Source organism: Rubellimicrobium roseum (assembly GCF_006152145.1).
Taxonomy (GTDB): Bacteria; Pseudomonadota; Alphaproteobacteria; order Rhodobacterales; family Rhodobacteraceae; genus Rubellimicrobium; species Rubellimicrobium roseum.
Genome location: NZ_VDFV01000008.1, coordinates 40,291 through 57,473 on the forward strand (window position 1 = coordinate 40,291; position 17,183 = coordinate 57,473).

A 17,183-nucleotide genomic window follows, 5' to 3' on the forward strand; every position below is an offset into this window, starting at 1 on the left:
AAGGATCCCGCCATGGCCCAGCACAGCCATTCGCCCAAGGACGAGGGCGCCCTCGCCCGCGAGACCCTGGCGCACACCACCAAGGCCCACGTCACCGCAACCCACGAGCCCGGCACCATGGACATCACCGCCCAGCAGCAGACCTTCGTCGGCTTCATGCGCTTCGCCACGCGCATGACCATGGTCATCATCGTCCTCCTGGTCCTCCTGGCGCTCATCAACGCCTGATGCGGCGGCGCGCCCTCCTCGCCGGGCTCGGCTGCGCCGCGCTCGCGGGCTGCGGCAGCGATGCGCAATCCGTCTGGGCCCCCGACGACGCCGTGGCGCTCGCGCGCTACCGTGCGCCCGGGTCCACCTACCTCGCCCTCGTCACCGTGCGGAACGAAGGCGATGGCCAGGGCGCGCATTCCGCGCTCCTTGTCTCGGCCAGCGAAAGGGTTCTCTTCGATCCCTACGGCGGCTGGACCGATCCCTACGTGCCCGAGCGCAACGACGTGCTTCACGGCTTCTCGCCGGCGGTCGAGGAGCGCTACCTGAGCTACCAGGCCAAGGACGGCTACTACTACGTCCGTCAGGAGATCGCCGTCTCCCCCGAGGTGGCCGAGCAGGCGCTCGCGCTCGCCAAGGGCTACGGCCCCGTGGGCATGGCCATGTGCACGCGCGCCGTCTCGGACGTCCTGCGCCAGTTGCCGGGCTTCGAAGCGATCCGCCACACGTGGCTGCCCGAGAGCCTGTCGAACCAGTTCGCCCGCCTGCCCGGCGTCACCACGACCGAGCGGCACGGCCCCCCGCCCGAGGGCGCCTAGAGCAGCGCGAGCCCCGCGTAGAGCACCCCGGCCCCCGCCGCCATCGCGCCCAGCACGCTGCGCGTCCAGACGCCCGCGGCCACCGTGGCGATTCCGGCCAGGAGCCGCGCGGGCTCCGTCTCGCCCCCCGTCGCGGGCGGCCAGAGCACCAGTGGCGCCACCAGCCCCGGCAGCACCGCAACGCCCGTGTAGCGCAGGTGGCGCAGCACCCATTCCGGCAGTTGCCGCCGCCCGATGAGCCCGAGGAAGCTGAAGCGGATCAGGAAGGTGCCCACGCCCAGCGCCAGGATCACGCCCCAGACGGCCGCGCCGCTCATGCCCGCCCCCTCCTCGCCAGCCGCCGCTCGACCTCGGCCCCCACCGCCATCGCCGCCACCGCCGCGACCAGGAGCCCCAGGGAATAGGGTACCCAGGCGAGAAGGAGCGCCCCGGCGACCGAGGTCAGGGCCGCCGCCACCTGCGGCAGGGTCCTCAGCCCCGGCGCGACCATGGCGAGGAAGCAGATCGGCGCCGCGAAGTCGAGCGCGAGCCAAGGGGGGATCGTCGCCCCCAGCACCGAGCCCAGCGCCGTCACGATCAGCCACAGCACGACCGCCGGCCCCGCCGTCCCGGCGAAATAGGCCAGCCGATCGCCCAAGGACCAGCCCGGATGGCGCGGATAGGCCGCCGCCGCGCAGGCATAGGTCGAATCGAAGAGCGCATAGGACGCCAGCGCCCGTTGCCAGAGCGGCGCCGCGCCCAGGTGCGGGGCCAGCGCCGCCGAGTACATCGCCATGCGCAGGTTGACCGCCAGCGCCGTCAGCACCACCACCAGAGCAGGCGCCCCGTCGTGGATCAGGCTGACGGCGGTGAACTGCGACGCCCCCGCGATCACGCCGATGGAAAAGCCCATCGCCGCGCCCAGCCCCAGCCCCGCCTCGTTCGCGGCCACCCCGAAGAGGAGCCCGAAGGGCATCAGCGCCGCCAGGAAGGGCAGCCCGTCGCGCAGGCCCTGCACGAGCGGAGAGGGGGAACGGGACAGGGCGACGGTCATGGCGCGCCTGCCCTAGCCCCGGCACGCGAAGGTGGCAACCGTCCTCAGACGGTCCCGAGCAGCCAGGCCACGTAGGCGGCATAGGCCAGGAGGAAGGCGCTGCCCTCCCAGCGCCGCAGCCGCCAGCCCGTGCGCAGGAACAGCATCAGCACCGCCGTCGTGCCCACCAGCACCCAGATGTCGAAGCGCGCAATCTCGGGCGGGACGGGGATCGGATGAACGAGGGCGGTGATCCCCAGGATGCCCAGGACGTTGTAGATGTTCGATCCGATGATGTTGCCCAGCGCCACGTCGGAATGCCCGCGCAGGGCGGCGATCACGCAGGCCACCAGTTCGGGCAGCGAGGTGCCCACCGCCACGACCGTGAGCCCGATCACCGTGTCGCTGATACCCCATCCCTGCGCCAGCACGATGGCGCTGGACACCAGCATCCGCGCGCCCACGATGGTGATCACGACGCCCAGGAGGGCCAGCCCCACCGACAGCAGCACCGAGGACGGCCCCTGGGGCGCGTCGGCGGCGATGTGCTCGTGCATCTCGGCCTCGGCGTCCGGGTTGGCGCTCTCGCTCCGGTAGGCCCAGAGGATATAGCCCGCAAGCGCCGCCAGCAGCACCGCACCCACCCAACGGTCGAGCTGCCCGAACAGCACGGCCGCGACGCAGATCACGGTCGAGCCCACCAGCGCGAGCCCGTCGCGCCAGAAGGCCTCGGGCGTGACCGGCAGGTGCCGGATCAACGTCGTGGCTCCCAGGATCAACAAGATGTTGGCGGTGTTGGACCCCACAACGTTGCCCACCGCGATGCCCGGCGCGCCCTCGAAGGCCGCGAAGAGGCTGGTGATCAGCTCGGGCGTCGAAGTGCCGAAGCCCACGAGAGTGAGCCCGATCAGGAGAGGCGACACGCCAAGGCTGCGCGCCGCGCCGACGGCGCCCCGCACGAGGATCTCTCCACCTCCCGCCAGCAGCAGGAGCCCGACCAGCAGAAGCAGCAACGTCATCCCGCACGGTCCTTGTCAGCCTGAGGCAATGATGCCCGTCGCCGGGGCCCTGTCCAGAGGGAGCGGACCGATCGCCCGGCCTCCGTAGCTTCGTTCACGGATCTGACGGGTCTCTGCCCGGCCGACAGGCGGCCTCCGTCCCCGGTCCGGTTTTCCCGACCCGCCGCACTTGCCGCTGGCGTCCCCCTTCCCCTTGCTCATAGGTTCGGCGCCAGGACAGGCCGAAGGGGAGGGAACATCCGATGACGACCAGGACCGCGCGGCTCGCCGCCGCCGCCGCGCTCGCTCTGGGCGGGGCCCTGCCGGCCGCGGCGCAGGATCAGGCGCTGGCCGCGGACGCCACCTTCTGCGGCGGGTTGTCCGCCAACGGCCAGTGGCTGGGCGGAACCGAGTCCGCCTCGGACCTCGCCGCCGCCAACGCCCATCTGGAGCAGATGGCGCTCGTCCTCCAGAACAACGAATACGTGGGCCTCTTCTCGCTTTCGGCCCCCGCCGCCGTCCGGCTCGAGGCGCAGGGCCGCGGCTCGGGCGACCCGGCCATCGACCTGTATGACGAGGGTGGGGCCGTGGTCCTGTCCGACGACGATTCGGGCGGCGACGGCGCGGCCCGGGCCGAGACGGAGTTGCAGCCCGGCCGCTACTGCCTCGCCATGCGCAGCTACGACGGCTCGCCCATGACCGGCTTCGTCCGCGTGGGCCGGACCGAGCACGAGGCGCTGACCACCGGTGCCGACACGCCCGCCGCGCCGCCCACCGATCCGGCGATGCCGCCCGCCGAGGACCCGGACGCCACGGGCCTGGACGCGGCTTGCGACCCGGCCACGCTGTCCACCTTCCTGGGCGAGGGCGAGCCGCTCGACCGGCTCCTGGCGAACGGCCCCGTCACCGCCACGGCCACAGCCAACGAGGTGCCTTTCTGGGGCTTCCGGCTGGAAACGCCCGCAGCCCTGTCGATCACCGCCGAGAACCCCGACGCGGACCCCTCGATCACCATCACCGACGAGTTCGGCGGCTATCTGGCGGACAACGACGACTGGGACGGGCTCAACTCGCGCATCGACCTGTCGGCGCCGCTCCAGCCGGGCAGCTACTGCCTCCAGGTCAATGCGCTCGCGGACACGGCGCAGCCCATCACCGTCACCGTCGCCCCCTTCGACGTGCAGGCCGCCCAGATCGGCCTGTACGAGCGCGGCGAGGCCTCGCCCCCGCTCGACGGCTCCTATCCGGTGACGGCGCTGGGCCCCGTCGACGGCCGGCTCCGGCAGGACGTGCGCACCGACGACACCGCCGCCTGGCTGTCCTTCGAGGTCGGCCAGCCCGGCCTGATCGTGATCGAGGCCGTCACCAACAACCTGGGCGACCCCTCGCTCGTGCTCTTCGACGAGGTGGGCCGCCAGATCGCCTTCAACGACGACAACGGCGGCTCCTACGACGCGCTGGTGGCCGCGCGCGTCATGCCCGGGACCTATCTCGTGGGGGTGCGGCAGTTCGGCGACGGCGCGCAGGCGCTCACGCGGATGCTGCTGGAACTCTACGTCCCCACCCAGCCCGCGCCCTGACCTCCGGCGCGGCCCCGCACGGAGGGCCGCGCTACTCCTCCAGCCGCTGCCCCAGCGTATCCGCCAGAAGCCGCACCAGCGTCGGCTCGTCTAGGAAGCCCGTGGCCGTCAGGCCCCGGTCGCGCTGGTAGCCGCGCAGCGCCCGCCGCGTGTCGCCGTCGAAGCGCCCGTCCACCGCGCCGGGGTTCAGCCCCAGCGCGTCCAGCCGCTGCTCGATCACGCGCGCGGTCAGGGCGTTGAGCCCCAGCGACGCCTCGCCCGCCTGGGCCCGCGTCTCGGCCTCGGAGCGCTCGCTGCCCAGCGCGGCGATGCGCGCCCGCGCCTCTTCGACGAAGCTTCCCTCGGGATGGGCCTCCAGGTAGCGCCGGTAGGCGCCGGTCGTGTCGGCCTCGCGCGCGGCATCCCAGGCGGCGCGCTCCTGCGCGGCCGCGACCCGGCGCTTGTCCTCCGCGATGGCGTCCAGACGCTCCTGGGCGTTGCGGGCGAACAGCCCCTCGGGGTGACGCTCCAGATAGGCCCGGAGCCCCGCCTCGTCGCCCCGCGCGCCCGTCTCCTCCCAGAAGGCGCGGTCGGCGCGCTCCAGCGCCTCGCGCGTGCGCTCCGCCTCGGTCTCGATCTGCTGGGACCGTCGCGCCGCCTGCGCCGCCAGCCGCTCGATCTGCTCGCGATCCAGGTAGGCGGTCTGGCCGAAGCCGTTCTGCTGCTGCCAGTCGGTGATCGCGCGCCGCGTGCCGGGCCCGAAGATCCCGTCGACCCCGCGCGGATCGAAGTCGAGAAGCGACAGGTTGCGCTGGATCGTCCGCCGCTGCTCGCGCGTCAGGCCCAGCGCCTCCTCGGCCAGCCGCTGCTCGCGGTTGGGCTCGGCCCGGATCGCCGCGATGGCCGCGCGCGCGTCGCCGGCCCAGCGGCCCTGCGGATAGGCGTCGAGATAGTTGCCATAGGCCTCGACCGTGCCCAGCGCCGCCGCGCCCTGCCAGAGCGCCGTCTCGCGGGCCTCGGCCCCCGGGCGCGTCCCGGCGGCGGCCTCCCCCGCCCGGGGCGTGAAGACATAGCCACGGGGTAAGTAGCCCAGGCCGGTGATGCCCTCCGCCGCGGCCACCTGCCGGGACAGGTCGGCGCCCGGCTGGGCCACCTGATCGGTCACGAAGCCGGTCGTCCTCCGGTGCGGCCCGATCAGCACCGTCACTCCTTGCGGGATCGCGAGCGGGCCCAGCCCCTCGCGCAGCCAAGGGTCGTACAGGTCGTCCGCCTCGGGATCGATGCCCAGGATCAGCAGGGCCCGCGACGGTCGCCCCGCCAGTATCGTCAGGAGGCTGTCCACCGACACCGCGCGGTCATCGAGACCCAGGAGCGACGGGCGCGGCGTTTGACGGGTCAGGTACCAGGTCCGCGTTCCGTCGGTGGCGAAGCGGCCCGACAGCACCACGAGGAGGCGGTCGGCCTCGGGGACGGCGGCGGCGAAGTCCGCGAGCGCCCGGCCGATTCCCTGTGGCCCGCCATTGTCGACCGCCAGCACCCGGAAGCCTGCCGCCTCCAGCTCGTCGGCGGCCTCGGTGACATGGGCCGCGCGGAGAAGGTCGTCCAATGTGTCGTACTGGCCGGTGCCCAGCACCAGCGCCAGCGCGTCGGCCCGCGCCGACAAGGGCAGCAGGGCCAGGAGGACGAGCATCACGAGGCGGCGCATGAACGGTTCCTTCTTCGGGTTCCCCGCGGGTCCGGCCCGGCGGAACGCGCACGGGACCAGACTAGCACGGCCTCCGAAGCGGGCCAGAGGCCACGCCGCTAGGCAATAGCACAGGGCCGCCCGGGTCGGGGCGGCCCTGCAGGGAACGGGCGGCCGGGCCGCCCGCACGAAGGATCAGAAGTTGTAGACGACCGCGACGCCCAGCGTGTTGTCGGTGTCCTTGAGACCCGGCGCCGGATCGCTGTTGTATTCGGTCAGGAGGCTCGTGCGCAGTTGCAGCGCCTCGCTGATGCCGACCACCAGCGCGAGGTCGTTGGTCACCGCCGTGTTGTCGTCCGACGCGATCACGTCGGTGTCGTTGCTGAGAGCCACCGTGTCCGTGAACTGGTAGATCAAGTCCGAGGACAGGCTCGCCGCCACTTCCTTGACCCGGTCGCCCTCATCCTCAGGCGTGGTCAGGTTGTCGAAGCCTTCGTACCAGCGGTAGCCGGGGCCCGCCTGCACGCCCCAGGCCAGACGCTCGGTCTCGATGATGCGGTAGCCCAGGCCCACGCCCACGAAGATGTCCTCGCGCTGGCCCGACAGTTCGTCGTCCTCCAGCTCGTCGAACTCGCCGGGGTTGTCGTCGAAGGCGCCCACGCCCTGGGCATAGGCGTAGAAGCGGTCCGAGAAGTCCCGGGTGTACTCGGTCGAGAGATAGAAGCTGGTCTCCTGCTCGTCCTCGCCGTCGTCGGTATAGGTGAAGGCGAAGTTGATCTCGCCGCCGTTCACGCCGTCGTAGAAGCCGTAACGGGCGCCGATCCCGGCGTTGAGATCGTCGTTGTTCCCCGAAAGGGCGGTGAGCCGCCCCGCGATCGAGCCAGAATAGCCCAGCTCGCGCCCGACGTTGCCGACCACGTCGAGGTCGCGGTCGAAGTCGTCCTCCACGTCCTCCTGGATCTCGTCCACCACGTCGATCGCGGCATCCTCGATGCCGAAGACGGTGCTCTGCGCCTGAGCGGCCGAGGCCAGCAATGCAGCGGCGGCCACGCTGGCCCAGAGTCGGATATCGTTCATGGATCGGTCCCCTCTCATCAAACAGCCGTCATGCTGTTAGGAATACACAGGGGGCGAACACGCCCGGCTGGCTTTTGTTGCCCGTAGCCAAACGATGAACAAGAGAATGTGGCAATCATGCCACAATTGTGCCATCAGGTCTCGGTGGCGCTGTCCTCCGCCTCGACCGGCGACAGGCCCATGGCCTCCAGGCCTGCCTCCAGATGCTCGGCCAAGTGATCGACGCCCTTGAGGTATTCGGTGGTGGGCAGGGTGCGCTCCTCGGCGGCGGTGCGCCGGGCGTCGTCCCATTCCTCGGGCTCGAAGTCGCCCCGGCCGATCCAGACCAGGGCCACCAGGTCCAGGATCTCGTCCTCGTTCATGCCTTCGAAGAGCCCGTCGAACTGCTCCTCGGCGCCGGTATACTGCTCGGTCATCTCGCGGGCGAGAAGGATGACCTCGCCCACCTGATCGATCCCGATGTCCATGAGGCGCTCCTTATACTGCTCTGGCCACGGAACGGAGCGCCGGCGGGGCCGGTTCCCTGCGGCCTCAGTCGTGGCGGAAGGCGGTCTCGAGCGCCGGGTCGTCGCCGGGGCCGGTGCCCAGCGGCCGGGCGTTCCACGCGAGCGGCACGAAGCGCCCCGCCCGCTCGACATAGCCGTCGCCGCCGTAGCCCAGCCAGAAGGTCCGCCCATAGAGGCCCTCCACCACGAACCAGTCGGGCGTGCGGCGCAGCGTCCCCGCCGCCCCCTCGGGCCCGCCCGCGCAGATGGCGCGGCCGTCCCGGCACGGCACCAGGCGATAGACGTCGATCTCGCCCTCCTCGTTCGCGACCACCGCCATGGGCCCCTTGGCGAAAGGCGCCTCGGTCAGCGCCCGCTCGACCGCGCGGTCCCAGGCGGGCGAGGCTGTGGCGAAGGTCGCCTCCGGCGGCTCGAAGACGCGGTAGGAGCCATCGTCGAGATCCGCGCAGGCTCCGAGCAGCGCAAGCCCCGCCGCCGCCATCGCCACCATCTGCCAGGACATCGCCGAAACTCCCGCTGCTGCCGCACCGGAAAGGCTAGTCCGCCCGCAGGCCCCTGTCCATCTCAGCGCCGCCCGAAGAGCCGCTCGATGTCCTGAAGCCGCAACGCCACGAAGGTGGGCCGGCCGTGGTTGCACTGACCGGCGTTGGGGGTGCGCTCCATCTCGCGCAGGAGCGCGTTCATCTCCTCGGGCCGGAGCCGGCGTCCCGAGCGCACCGACCCGTGGCAGGCCGCGGAGGCCAGCACCGCGTCGAGCCGCCGCTGGAGCCCGCCCGCGCCCCCGTCCTCGGCCAGGGCGTCCGCCACGTCGTGCAGGAGCGCCGCCCCGTCCGCCCCCGCAAGCGCCGCCGGCACCTCGCGCAGCGCCACCGCGCCCCGCCCGAAGCCCTCCAGCACCAGCCCGAGCCGGGCGAGGTCGGACGCGGCGTCCGCAAGCCGCTGCGCCTCGTCCTCGGCCATCTCCACGACCAAGGGGATCAGCAGCGCCTGCGTGGGCACCGGCCCCCGCGCCGCCTCGCGCTTCAGCCGTTCGTAGACCAGTCGCTCGTGCGCGGCGTGCTGGTCCACCAGCACCAGCCCCTCGGCCGTCTCGGCCACGATCCAGTTGCCGTGAAGCTGCGCGCGGGCGACGCCCAGCGGATGGTCGGGCTCCTCGGGCGCGGGCTCGGGCGCGGTAACCCAGGGCGCGGCGGGCGGCATCGCTTCGGCAAAGGCCGGGGCCTGCGCCCGGAACGCGGCTTCGACCGCGCGGGGCGACGGGCGCGGCTCGGGAAAGCCCAGCGACGCCGCCAGCGGCTCGGGTCGCGCTGCCTCCACCAGATCCTCGGCCAGCAGCGGCGCGGGGCGGAGCGGCGCCAAGGCCCGCCGCAGCGCCCCCACGACAAGGCCTCGCACGCAATCCGCGTCGCGGAAGCGCACCTCGGCCTTGGCGGGATGGACGTTCACGTCCACCAGATGCGGATCGCAATCCAGGAACAGCGCCGCCATCGGATGCCGCCCGGAGGCCAGCACGTCCATGTAGCCCGCCCGCAACGCCCCCAGCAGCAGCTTGTCCCGCACCGGCCGACCGTTGACATAGACGTGCTGCGCCGTGGCCGCCCCCCGCGCCTCGGCGGGCAGCCCCGCCCAGCCCGTGAGGTGATGCCCCTCCCGCTCGGCCTCGACCGCGACCGCCCCCTCCGAGAAGCCCCGGCCCATCACCGCGCGCAGCCGCCGCCGCAGCGCCTCGCGCGGGTCGCCCAGGTCCGGCACCTCGGCGTCGAGCCGGATCACCAGCCGCTCGCCTTCGGTCAGGTCGCGCAGCGTGAAGGCCACGAAGGGCTCGGCCATGGCGAGCCGGCGCAGCACGTCGGCGATGGCCTGCGCCTCGGCCCGCGTCCCCCGCAGGAACTTGAGCCGCGCGGGCGTGGCGAAGAACAGGTCCCGCACCTCGACCACCGACCCGCGCGACAGCGCCGCCGGACGCACCGGGGCGAGCCGCCCGCCTTCGGCCGCGATCACCGCCGCCTCCTCCCCCGCGACCCGGCTGGTCAGCGTCAGCCGCGCCACGGCGGCCAGGGAGGCCAGCGCCTCGCCCCGGAAGCCGAAGCTGCGGATGTCGAGGAGGTCCGCCCCGTCGGTCTTCGACGTCGCGTGCCGGGCGAGCGCCAGCGGCAGCTCCCCCGCCCGGATGCCGCAGCCGTCGTCCTCGACGCGGATCAGCGCGCGGCCGCCTTCGCGGATCGCCACGTCGATGCGCGTCGCCCCGGCGTCGAGCGCGTTCTCCACCAGTTCCTTCACGGCCGAGGCGGGGCGCTCCACCACCTCTCCCGCCGCGATGCGGTTGATGGCGTGAGGGTCGAGCGGCCGGATGGTCGGGAGAGCGGCGGGTAGGGTCATGCGCCCCAGACTACCCGCCCCAAGGCCCGGAGGCCAAGGGGCGGGACGGGCATCATTCGGTCATCGCGGGCTCGGTGGACATCGCGGGGGCCGGCTCGGCGGCGACCGGGGCGGGCGTCTCGGTCCCGGCCGGGGCCGCGCCGTCCAGCTCCTCGGGCTGGCCCACCACCACGAAGTGCAGGTCCTCGGGATTCATCAGCTCCGCCGCCACGCGCTTGATGTCCTCCATGGTCACCGCCTCGACATAGCTGTTGCGGTTCACCACGTAGTCGGGGGGCAGCCCGATCATCTGCATCCCCACCAGGATCGACGCGATCTTGGCATTGCCGTCGAAGCGCAGCGGATATTCGCCGGTGATGTAGGTCTTGGCGGCCGTCAGCTCCTCCTCGGTTACCCCGTTCGCCGCCACGTCGGCCCAGATCTCCCGCACGAGGTCCATGGCCTGCCCGACCGTCGCGTTCGACGACGCGACCGAGCCCAGCCACAGGTCGGCGAAGTCCCGGTCCACCAGCGACGAGCCGATCCCGTAGGTGAGCCCCCGCTTCTCGCGCACCTCGTTCATGAGCCGCGATTCGAAGCCGCCGCCGCCCAGGACGTGGTTCAGCACATAGGCCGCGAAGTAGTCGGGGTCGTCCCGCTCCAGCCCCTGCTGCCCGAAGATGGCGACCGCCTGCGGCGTGGGATACTCGACCACGGTGGTTTCGCCGGACAGGGCCACCGGCACCTCGCCGGGCAGCGCCGGCCCCGCCTCGGGCAGGTCGCCCAGCAGCTCGTCGAGCAGGCGGCCCAACTCGTCGGGCGTGATGTCGCCCACCGCGCCCACGTAGACGCGGTCCTTCACCAGCGTGTCGCGATGCGCCTGAACGAGATCCTCGCGCGTCAGCGCCGCCACCGATTCGACGGTGCCATCGAGGCTCGTGCCATAGGGATGGTCCGGGAACGCCTCGGCCATGAAGGTCCGGCTGGCGATGGTCGAGGGGTCCTGCGCGTCCGAGGCGATGCCCGACAGCACCTGCGCCCGCACCCGCTCGATGGCGTCCTCGTCGAAGCGGGGCTCGGCCAGCGCCTGCCGCAGCAGGGCCACCGCCTCCTCGCGGTTCTCGGTCAGCATCGTGGCCGAGATGGACAGGGAATCGTCATAGGCCCGGAAGCCGAACGAGGCCGCCAGCCCCTCGCGCGCCTCCTGGAAGGCGCGGGCGTCCATGTCGCCCGACCCTTCCTCTAGAAGCGCGGTCATCAGGTTCACCGCGCCGCGGCTCCCCTCGGGGTCGAGATTGGCGCCGCCCCGGATCTGAATCTCCAGCGAGGTGAAGGGAATGGAATGCTCCTCCACCAGCCAGGCCTCGATGCCCCCGGGCGAGGTCACCTCCTGGATCTCGATGGCGGCCTGGGCGGCGACGGCCCAGACGGAGACGAGCGCGGCCAGTGCGACGCGGATCATTGGGAAGCCTCCTCGGAGACAGGTTCGGGTTCGGAGGCCGGCGCGGCCTCCGTCTCGGGCGCGGAGACGTAGAGGGTCACGGACGAGCGGGGGGCGAGCACCTCGCGCGCCGCCTCCATGATGTCTTCGGCGGTGACGGCCTGCAGCACCTCGGGCCAGGCCTTCACGTCCTCGACCGTCAGCCCCGTGGCCAGCGCCGCCCCGTAGCGGTTGGCAAGCCCCGCCACGTTGTCGAGCGCGTAGGTCTCCGAGGCGCGGAGCTGCGTGCGGATGCGCTCGAGCTGCGCGGGGTCCACGCCCTCCTCCAGGAACTCGGCCACCGCCCGGTCCATGGCGGCCTCGGCCTCCTCCAGGCTCACGCCGGGGCGCGGCGCCACGGTGATGCCGAAGGTGGAATCGTCCAGCGCCGTCCCGTCGTAGCCCGCCCCCGAGAAGAGCGCGACGTTCTCCTCGAAGGTCAGCTTCTCGGCCAGGACCGAGGTGAAGGACGACCCCCCCAGGATCTGCGCGAGATACACGAGCGCCGCCGCCCTCTCCTGGTCGCCGGCGTTGCGGGCGGGCGCGATGTAGCTGCGCAGGACATAGGGCTGCGACACGCGCGGGTCCTCGTAGGTCACGCTCCGCGCGGCGAGCTGCGGCGGCTCCTGCTGCCGCTCGCGCGGGGGCAGCCCCGGCTCGGCGGGCAGGACGCCGTAATGCTCCTCGGCCATGGCGATGACGGCCTCGGGCTCCACATCGCCCGCGACCACTAGGATGGCGTTGTTGGGCGAATACCAGAGGTCGTAGGTGGCCAGCACGTCCTCCAGGTCCAGCTCCTGCATCTCGTGCCGCCAGCCGATCACGGGCTGGCCGTAGCGGTGGTTGAGGAACTGCGCCGCACGCATCTGCTCGCGCGCGATCGAGCCCGGATCGCTGTCCACCCGCTGCGACCGTTCCTCCAGAATAACCTGCCGCTCGGTCTCGATGTCCTCGGGCGTGAGCCGGAGGTCGTTCATCCGGTCCGCCTCCATCCGCATCATCAGCTCCAGCCGGTCGGCGGCCACGCGCTGGTGGTAGGCGGTGTAGTCGTAGCTGGTGAAGGCGTTGTCGGTGCCCCCGTTCTCGGCCACGGTGCGGGAGAACTCGCCCGCCTCTAGGTCGTCGGTGGCCTTGAACAGCAGGTGCTCCAGGAAGTGCGCGACGCCCGAGACGCCGGGCGGCTCGTCGGCCGAGCCGGTCTTGTACCAGACCATGTGGACGGCAACGGGGGCGCGGTGGTCCTCGATGACCACGACCTCCATGCCGTTGTCGAGCGTGGCGGTGGTCACCTCCTGGGCCGCGGCGGGGGCGGCCGCCGCGCAGGACAGCAGAAGGGCGGTGAGGCGTGTCACGGGCATGGTCCTCCGGGAAAGCGGGCCGTCGGGCCGCACGATCCACGGAAGATAGGCCCCCCGCAAGCGGGGGCTACGGCGACGTGAAGGGCCGCGAGCCCAGGGGCCCGGACCGTGAGGCCGCCGTGATCGGGGGCTTCAGCGCCCCGGCGTGGCGAGGCTGGCGCCGCCCGGCGGGGGCAGCTCCAGCACCGGAGGAACCACCAGCGGCTCGGCCGGGACCAGCACCACCGGGTTCGGGGTCGTCTGCCCGACCGCCGCGCGCCAGTCGCCGCGCGGCCCCCCGCCGCAGGCGGCAAGGGTCAGAAGGGCAAGCAAGGCCAGCGGCCGCATCTGCGAAAATCCGGTCATGGCGCTCTTCTAGCGCAGCCCGATCCGGGCGTCACCCCGTCTTGGCGGGCTTCGACGCAGGCTTCGGCGCGGGCTTGGGCGGCTTGGTCCCCTGCGCCCCGCCCTTGCCCCCGCCGGCGAAAAGCACGAGCCCCACGGCCCCGGCAAAGACCGCGATGTCGGCCACGTTGAAGGCGTAGGGGTTCTCGATCCCGCAGCAGCTCATGTTGAGGAAGTCCGCCACCGCCCCATAGAGCAGCCGGTCCACGACGTTGCCCATGGCGCCCCCGACCAAGAGCCCCGCCGACAGATGCACGAGGCGGCTGCCCCCCTCGCGCAGCACCCAGACCACCACGGCGACCGAGATGACGACCGCCAGCGCCACCAGCACCCAGCGCATGTCCACCTCGGCCAGGAGGCCGAAGTTCACCCCCCGGTTCCAGGCCATGCGGAAGTTCACGAACGGCGGCAGCACGTCGATCTCCAGCCGCGTGCGCAGGTCCAGCCAGTGGACCACCAGCCACTTCGTCGCCTGGTCCAGCAGGAAGACCCAGAAGATCGTCCAGATCATCAGGCGGGTGGGCGCAGGGGGCTGGCGCAGCTTGGGCATGTCAGTGCCGGAAGTGGCGCAGGCCGGTGAAGACCATGGCGAGCCCGGCAGCGTCCGCCGCCGCGATCACCTCGGCGTCGCGCATCGAGCCGCCCGGCTGGATGACCGCCGTCGCCCCCGCCTCGGCCGCCGCCTGCAATCCGTCCGCGAAGGGGAAGAAGGCGTCCGAGGCCAGCACCGGCGCGCCGGGGGGCTGCGCCATCTCGGACATCTTGCGCGCCGCGGTGCGGGCCGAATCGACGCGGCTCATCTGCCCCGCGCCCACGCCCACCGTCGCGCCGCCCTGCGCCAGCACGATGGCGTTGGATTTGACATGCTTGGCCACCCGCCAGGCGAACAGGAGGTCGGCCAGTTCCGTCTCCGACGGCGCCCTCCGCGTCACGATCCTGAGGTCCGCGGCCGTGACCGCGCCCGCGTCGCGGTCCTGCACGAGAAGCCCCCCCGCGACCTGCTTCCACGCAAGGCCCGGCGCCCGCGCGTCCGGCAGGCCCCCCGCGAGCAGCAGGCGCAGGTTGCCCTTGCGCGCAAAGATGGCCTTGGCCTCCTCGTCCGCGTCGGGCGCGATGACGACCTCGGTGAAGACCTCCACGATGGCCTCGGCCGCCGCGCGATCCAGCGGGCGGTTGACGGCCACGATGCCGCCGAAGGCGCTCACCGGGTCGCAGGCCAGCGCCCGCGCATGGGCCTCGGCCAGGGTCGCGCCCAGGGCCACGCCGCAGGGATTGGCGTGCTTGACGATGACGACGGCCGCGCCCTCGGCGGCGTCGAACTCGGCCACCAGCTCGTAGGCCGCGTCCGTGTCGGCGATGTTGTTGTAGGACAGCTCCTTGCCCTGCACCTGCGACGCCGTGGCCACGCCCGGCCGCGTCTCGGCCGTCCGGTAGAAGGCCGCGCGCTGGTGCGGGTTCTCGCCATACCGCAGCGTCTGCGCGATCCGCCCCGTCAGGGCCCGGAACGCCGGCGCCTCCTCGTCCCGCGCGAGCCAGCCCGAGATCGCGGCGTCGTACTCGGCCGTCCGCGCGAAGGCCTTCCGCGCCAGCCCCCGCCGGAAGGCGCCCGTGGTCCCGCCGGTGGCCTCCAGCTCCGCCAGCAGCGCCGGATAGTCGGCGGGGTCCGTCAGCACCGCCACGTCGGCGTGGTTCTTGGCCGCCGCGCGGATCATCGCAGGCCCGCCCACGTCGATCTGCTCGACCGTCTCGGCGAAGGACGCCCCGCGCGCTACCGTCGCCTCGAAAGGGTAAAGGTTCACCGCCACGAGGTCGATGGGCGCGATCCCGTGCGTCGCCATCTCGGCCACGTGCCCCGCGTCGCCCCGCTTGCCCAGGATGCCGCCGTGGATGCGCGGGTGCAGGGTCTTCACCCGCCCGCCCAGCATCTCCGGGCTGCCCGTGACCTCGGCCACCTCCGTCACCGCCAGCCCCGCCTCGCGCAGCATCCCCGCCGAGGCGCCCGTCGAGACCAGCGCCACGCCCAGCGCTGCCAGCCTCCGCGCCAGATCCAGAAGCCCCGCCTTGTCCGACACGGACAGGAGGGCGCGGCGGACGGGTCTCAGGTCCTCGGAATCGTGCAAGCTCATTCGTCCTCCTCGTCCCAGTCGGCCCGGGGGTTCAGGTCGCGCAGGCCCTCGGGTGTGCCGTAGGCCTTGGCCAGAGTCCAGCGCAGCCGCGTCGTGGGCCGGAGCGCCCGCCCCTCGATCACGATCTGGAGCGTGGGGCGCGGCCGCAGTCGGCCCTCCTCCAGATAGACCGAGGGCTCCAGCCCCAGGAGCCCCTCGCCGCCCTCCTGGGCAAAGACCCATTCCTCGCCGCTGGGCAGCAGGATCGCCACGCTGCCATCGGCCGCCATCTCGGCCTCGACGTCCGGATGAAGATGGAAGCGCAGCGCGAAGGGCAGGCCCACGTGGCTGGACGCGTTCATCGCCCGGTCGAAGGCCGCCCCATCGGCGGCCGTCAGCGTGGTCAGCATGTCCTCTCCCGCGAGCGCCCGCCCGTCGGGCAGGAGCTGCAGGAGCCGCGCGTGCGTCAGCCCGTGGCTCGGCCGCCAGCCGTCGTGCGCCATCTCCACGCGCAACCCGTCGCTGCCCGGCGCGGACTCGGCCAGCACGCGCCCCGGCACCTCCACGAGCCGCTCCCCCGCTTCGCCCGCCACCGCCGGCCCTAAGCGCGACGAGGACACCGTGTCGAGCGACAGCGTCGAATGGCTGGGCGTGGCCCGCGCCGCGCGACGCCAGCGCCCGCCGAAGCTGCGCCCCGGCCCGATGCTCACCACCAGCGGCCGCCGCCCCGACGTCAGCTCGAAGGCCAGCGTCGAGGCATGCGCCGCCACCGAGGCAGGCCCCGTGGGGGGCGCGGCGGCGTCGGCGATCACCGTGGTCCGCCCCGCCGCGAGCCGCAGGTAGCCCATGTGCAGCGGCACGCCGCCCCGCACCACCACCGGGGGCCGCCCCGCCGCCGCCAGCACCTGGTCCACGCGCCCTTCCGTCCCCCGGCAGCCGCCGTGGAACCGCGCGAGGCCTCCGTCCGCGTGGCGCAGCGCCCGCAGCACCGGCGCCGCGCGCCCCACGGCCGCCGCCACGGCCGGGTCGGGCGGCAGGTCCCCGGCGACCAGCGCCCGGTTCGCCCCCACGAGAAGGTCCATGAGGTCCAGAAGCTCCTCGGGATCGCGCGAGGCCACGCCCCCCTGCGCGTCCACAAGCCGCCGCGCCTCCTCGCCCAGGGCCTGCGCCGCGCGCACCGCCACCGCCCTTCGCTCCGGCAGCGCGAGCCCCGCTTGGATCAGCGCCGCCAGCGCCGCCACCTGCCCCCGCCCCTGCGGCGCGTGGCGCCAGCGCGCCTCCAGGAACCGCGCCGTGGCCGCCACCGCCGGTCCCAGCCGCTCCTCGCCCACGCCCGGCGGGTGCAGCAGGAACCGGGCGTGCCCCAGAAGCCGCAGCAGCCGATCCGCCGCCAGCTCCGGCACCCAGCCCGGCCCGGTGCCGCCGCCATGGCGCGCGATCCAGTCGCCCACCCATTCCTGCGCCAGGAGCCGCGCCTTCGCGCTGCCTTCCGCCGCGAGGTCGTCCAGCCAGCCCATCCCGTGCAGCGCCAAGGCCTCGGGCGTCTCCGGGGCGATCTCCCAGACCGACTGCCCCGGCGCCTCGACCAGCCGCTCGCCGATCCGCCAGCGACCCTTCAGGATCTGGCGGGCGCGCGCCAGCTCGCCGGCCACGCGCGGCTCGGGCCAGAGGACGGGCCCCTGCGGACGGGCGCGGGCGGCCAGCCGGGCCCGCAGGCGGTCGCCCAGCGACCCCCGTCGTCCGCCCCCTGACCTGTCCTGCCCCACCCCGGACCTCCGCCGCCGCGCCGACGGACACTAGGCCGCGTCCCGCGCGCTTGTCACCCGAGCCCCGCGCGAAACCCCCGGGGAGTCACG

The 17,183-nt window shown here is 73.1% G+C and carries 17 protein-coding genes; 3 read left to right on the forward strand and 14 right to left on the reverse strand.

What is annotated here, in order from left to right:
* Positions 1-12 precede the first annotated feature (12 nt).
* Entirely contained in the window at positions 13-228 is a 216-nt protein-coding gene (locus FHG71_RS24660; protein ID WP_139081167.1) for an aa3-type cytochrome c oxidase subunit IV, read from the forward strand.
* On the forward strand, positions 228-806 hold the full coding sequence (locus FHG71_RS08320) for a hypothetical protein (RefSeq protein WP_139081168.1): 579 nt from the start codon (positions 228-230) through the stop codon (positions 804-806). Before FHG71_RS24660 ends, FHG71_RS08320 begins: the two co-directional genes overlap by 1 nt.
* Here the strand turns inward: FHG71_RS08320 and FHG71_RS08325 are convergent.
* The 3 genes from FHG71_RS08325 to FHG71_RS08335 are packed head-to-tail and all read right to left on the reverse strand — an operon-like array spanning position 803 to position 2,837.
* Positions 803-1,123, reverse strand: coding sequence for an AzlD domain-containing protein (locus tag FHG71_RS08325; protein WP_139081169.1), 321 nt, complete (start codon positions 1,121-1,123; stop codon positions 803-805). The genes FHG71_RS08320 and FHG71_RS08325 overlap by 4 nt on opposite strands.
* Entirely contained in the window at positions 1,120-1,839 is a 720-nt protein-coding gene (locus FHG71_RS08330) for an AzlC family ABC transporter permease (RefSeq protein ID WP_139081170.1), read from the reverse strand. The genes FHG71_RS08325 and FHG71_RS08330 overlap by 4 nt, the downstream gene beginning before the upstream one ends.
* Positions 1,840-1,883: 44 nt before the next feature.
* Positions 1,884-2,837, reverse strand: a complete 954-nt coding sequence (locus FHG71_RS08335) for a calcium/sodium antiporter (protein ID WP_139081171.1) — start codon at positions 2,835-2,837, stop codon at positions 1,884-1,886.
* 242 nt (positions 2,838-3,079) lie between these two features.
* Between FHG71_RS08335 and FHG71_RS08340 the strand changes: the two genes are divergently transcribed.
* The gene (locus FHG71_RS08340) at positions 3,080-4,396 is read left to right on the forward strand and encodes an ABC transporter substrate-binding protein (RefSeq protein WP_176559337.1); all 1,317 of its coding nucleotides are present in this window, start codon (positions 3,080-3,082) and stop codon (positions 4,394-4,396) included.
* A gap of 31 nt (positions 4,397-4,427) precedes the next feature.
* Here FHG71_RS08340 and FHG71_RS08345 read toward each other — a convergent pair whose 3' ends face one another.
* The 11 genes from FHG71_RS08345 to FHG71_RS08395 form a co-directional block, all read right to left on the reverse strand.
* Positions 4,428-6,080 (reverse strand): peptidoglycan-binding protein, encoded by a 1,653-nt coding sequence (locus FHG71_RS08345; protein WP_139081172.1) that lies wholly within the window; start codon positions 6,078-6,080, stop codon positions 4,428-4,430.
* Positions 6,081-6,254: 174 nt separating this feature from the next.
* Positions 6,255-7,136 (reverse strand): DUF481 domain-containing protein, encoded by an 882-nt coding sequence (locus tag FHG71_RS08350; protein WP_139081173.1) that lies wholly within the window; start codon positions 7,134-7,136, stop codon positions 6,255-6,257.
* Positions 7,137-7,270: 134 nt separating this feature from the next.
* Positions 7,271-7,603, reverse strand: coding sequence for a DUF3775 domain-containing protein (locus tag FHG71_RS08355; protein WP_139081174.1), 333 nt, complete (start codon positions 7,601-7,603; stop codon positions 7,271-7,273).
* A gap of 64 nt (positions 7,604-7,667) precedes the next feature.
* The gene (locus tag FHG71_RS08360; RefSeq protein WP_139081175.1) at positions 7,668-8,144 is read right to left on the reverse strand and encodes a hypothetical protein; all 477 of its coding nucleotides are present in this window, start codon (positions 8,142-8,144) and stop codon (positions 7,668-7,670) included.
* A 62-nt stretch (positions 8,145-8,206) separates the two neighbouring features.
* The gene (gene mutL, locus FHG71_RS08365) at positions 8,207-10,021 is read right to left on the reverse strand and encodes a DNA mismatch repair endonuclease MutL (RefSeq protein ID WP_139081176.1); all 1,815 of its coding nucleotides are present in this window, start codon (positions 10,019-10,021) and stop codon (positions 8,207-8,209) included.
* Positions 10,022-10,073: 52 nt separating this feature from the next.
* A complete protein-coding gene (locus FHG71_RS08370) occupies positions 10,074-11,459 on the reverse strand; it encodes a M16 family metallopeptidase (protein ID WP_176559347.1) in 1,386 nt (461 codons plus the stop codon).
* Positions 11,459-12,832 (reverse strand): M16 family metallopeptidase, encoded by a 1,374-nt coding sequence (locus FHG71_RS08375; RefSeq protein ID WP_246045385.1) that lies wholly within the window; start codon positions 12,830-12,832, stop codon positions 11,459-11,461. The genes FHG71_RS08370 and FHG71_RS08375 overlap by 1 nt, the downstream gene beginning before the upstream one ends.
* Before the next feature lie 138 nt (positions 12,833-12,970).
* Positions 12,971-13,183: a hypothetical protein gene (locus tag FHG71_RS08380; protein ID WP_139081179.1), complete on the reverse strand. Its 213-nt coding sequence runs from the start codon at positions 13,181-13,183 to the stop codon at positions 12,971-12,973.
* A 31-nt stretch (positions 13,184-13,214) separates the two neighbouring features.
* A complete protein-coding gene (lspA, locus tag FHG71_RS08385) occupies positions 13,215-13,772 on the reverse strand; it encodes a signal peptidase II (RefSeq protein WP_139081180.1) in 558 nt (185 codons plus the stop codon).
* 1 nt (position 13,773) lies between these two features.
* Positions 13,774-15,348 (reverse strand): bifunctional phosphoribosylaminoimidazolecarboxamide formyltransferase/IMP cyclohydrolase, encoded by a 1,575-nt coding sequence (purH, locus tag FHG71_RS08390; RefSeq protein ID WP_139081181.1) that lies wholly within the window; start codon positions 15,346-15,348, stop codon positions 13,774-13,776.
* Positions 15,345-17,093 (reverse strand): heparinase II/III family protein, encoded by a 1,749-nt coding sequence (locus FHG71_RS08395; RefSeq protein ID WP_139081182.1) that lies wholly within the window; start codon positions 17,091-17,093, stop codon positions 15,345-15,347. The genes purH and FHG71_RS08395 overlap by 4 nt, the downstream gene beginning before the upstream one ends.
* Positions 17,094-17,183: the final 90 nt, after the last annotated feature.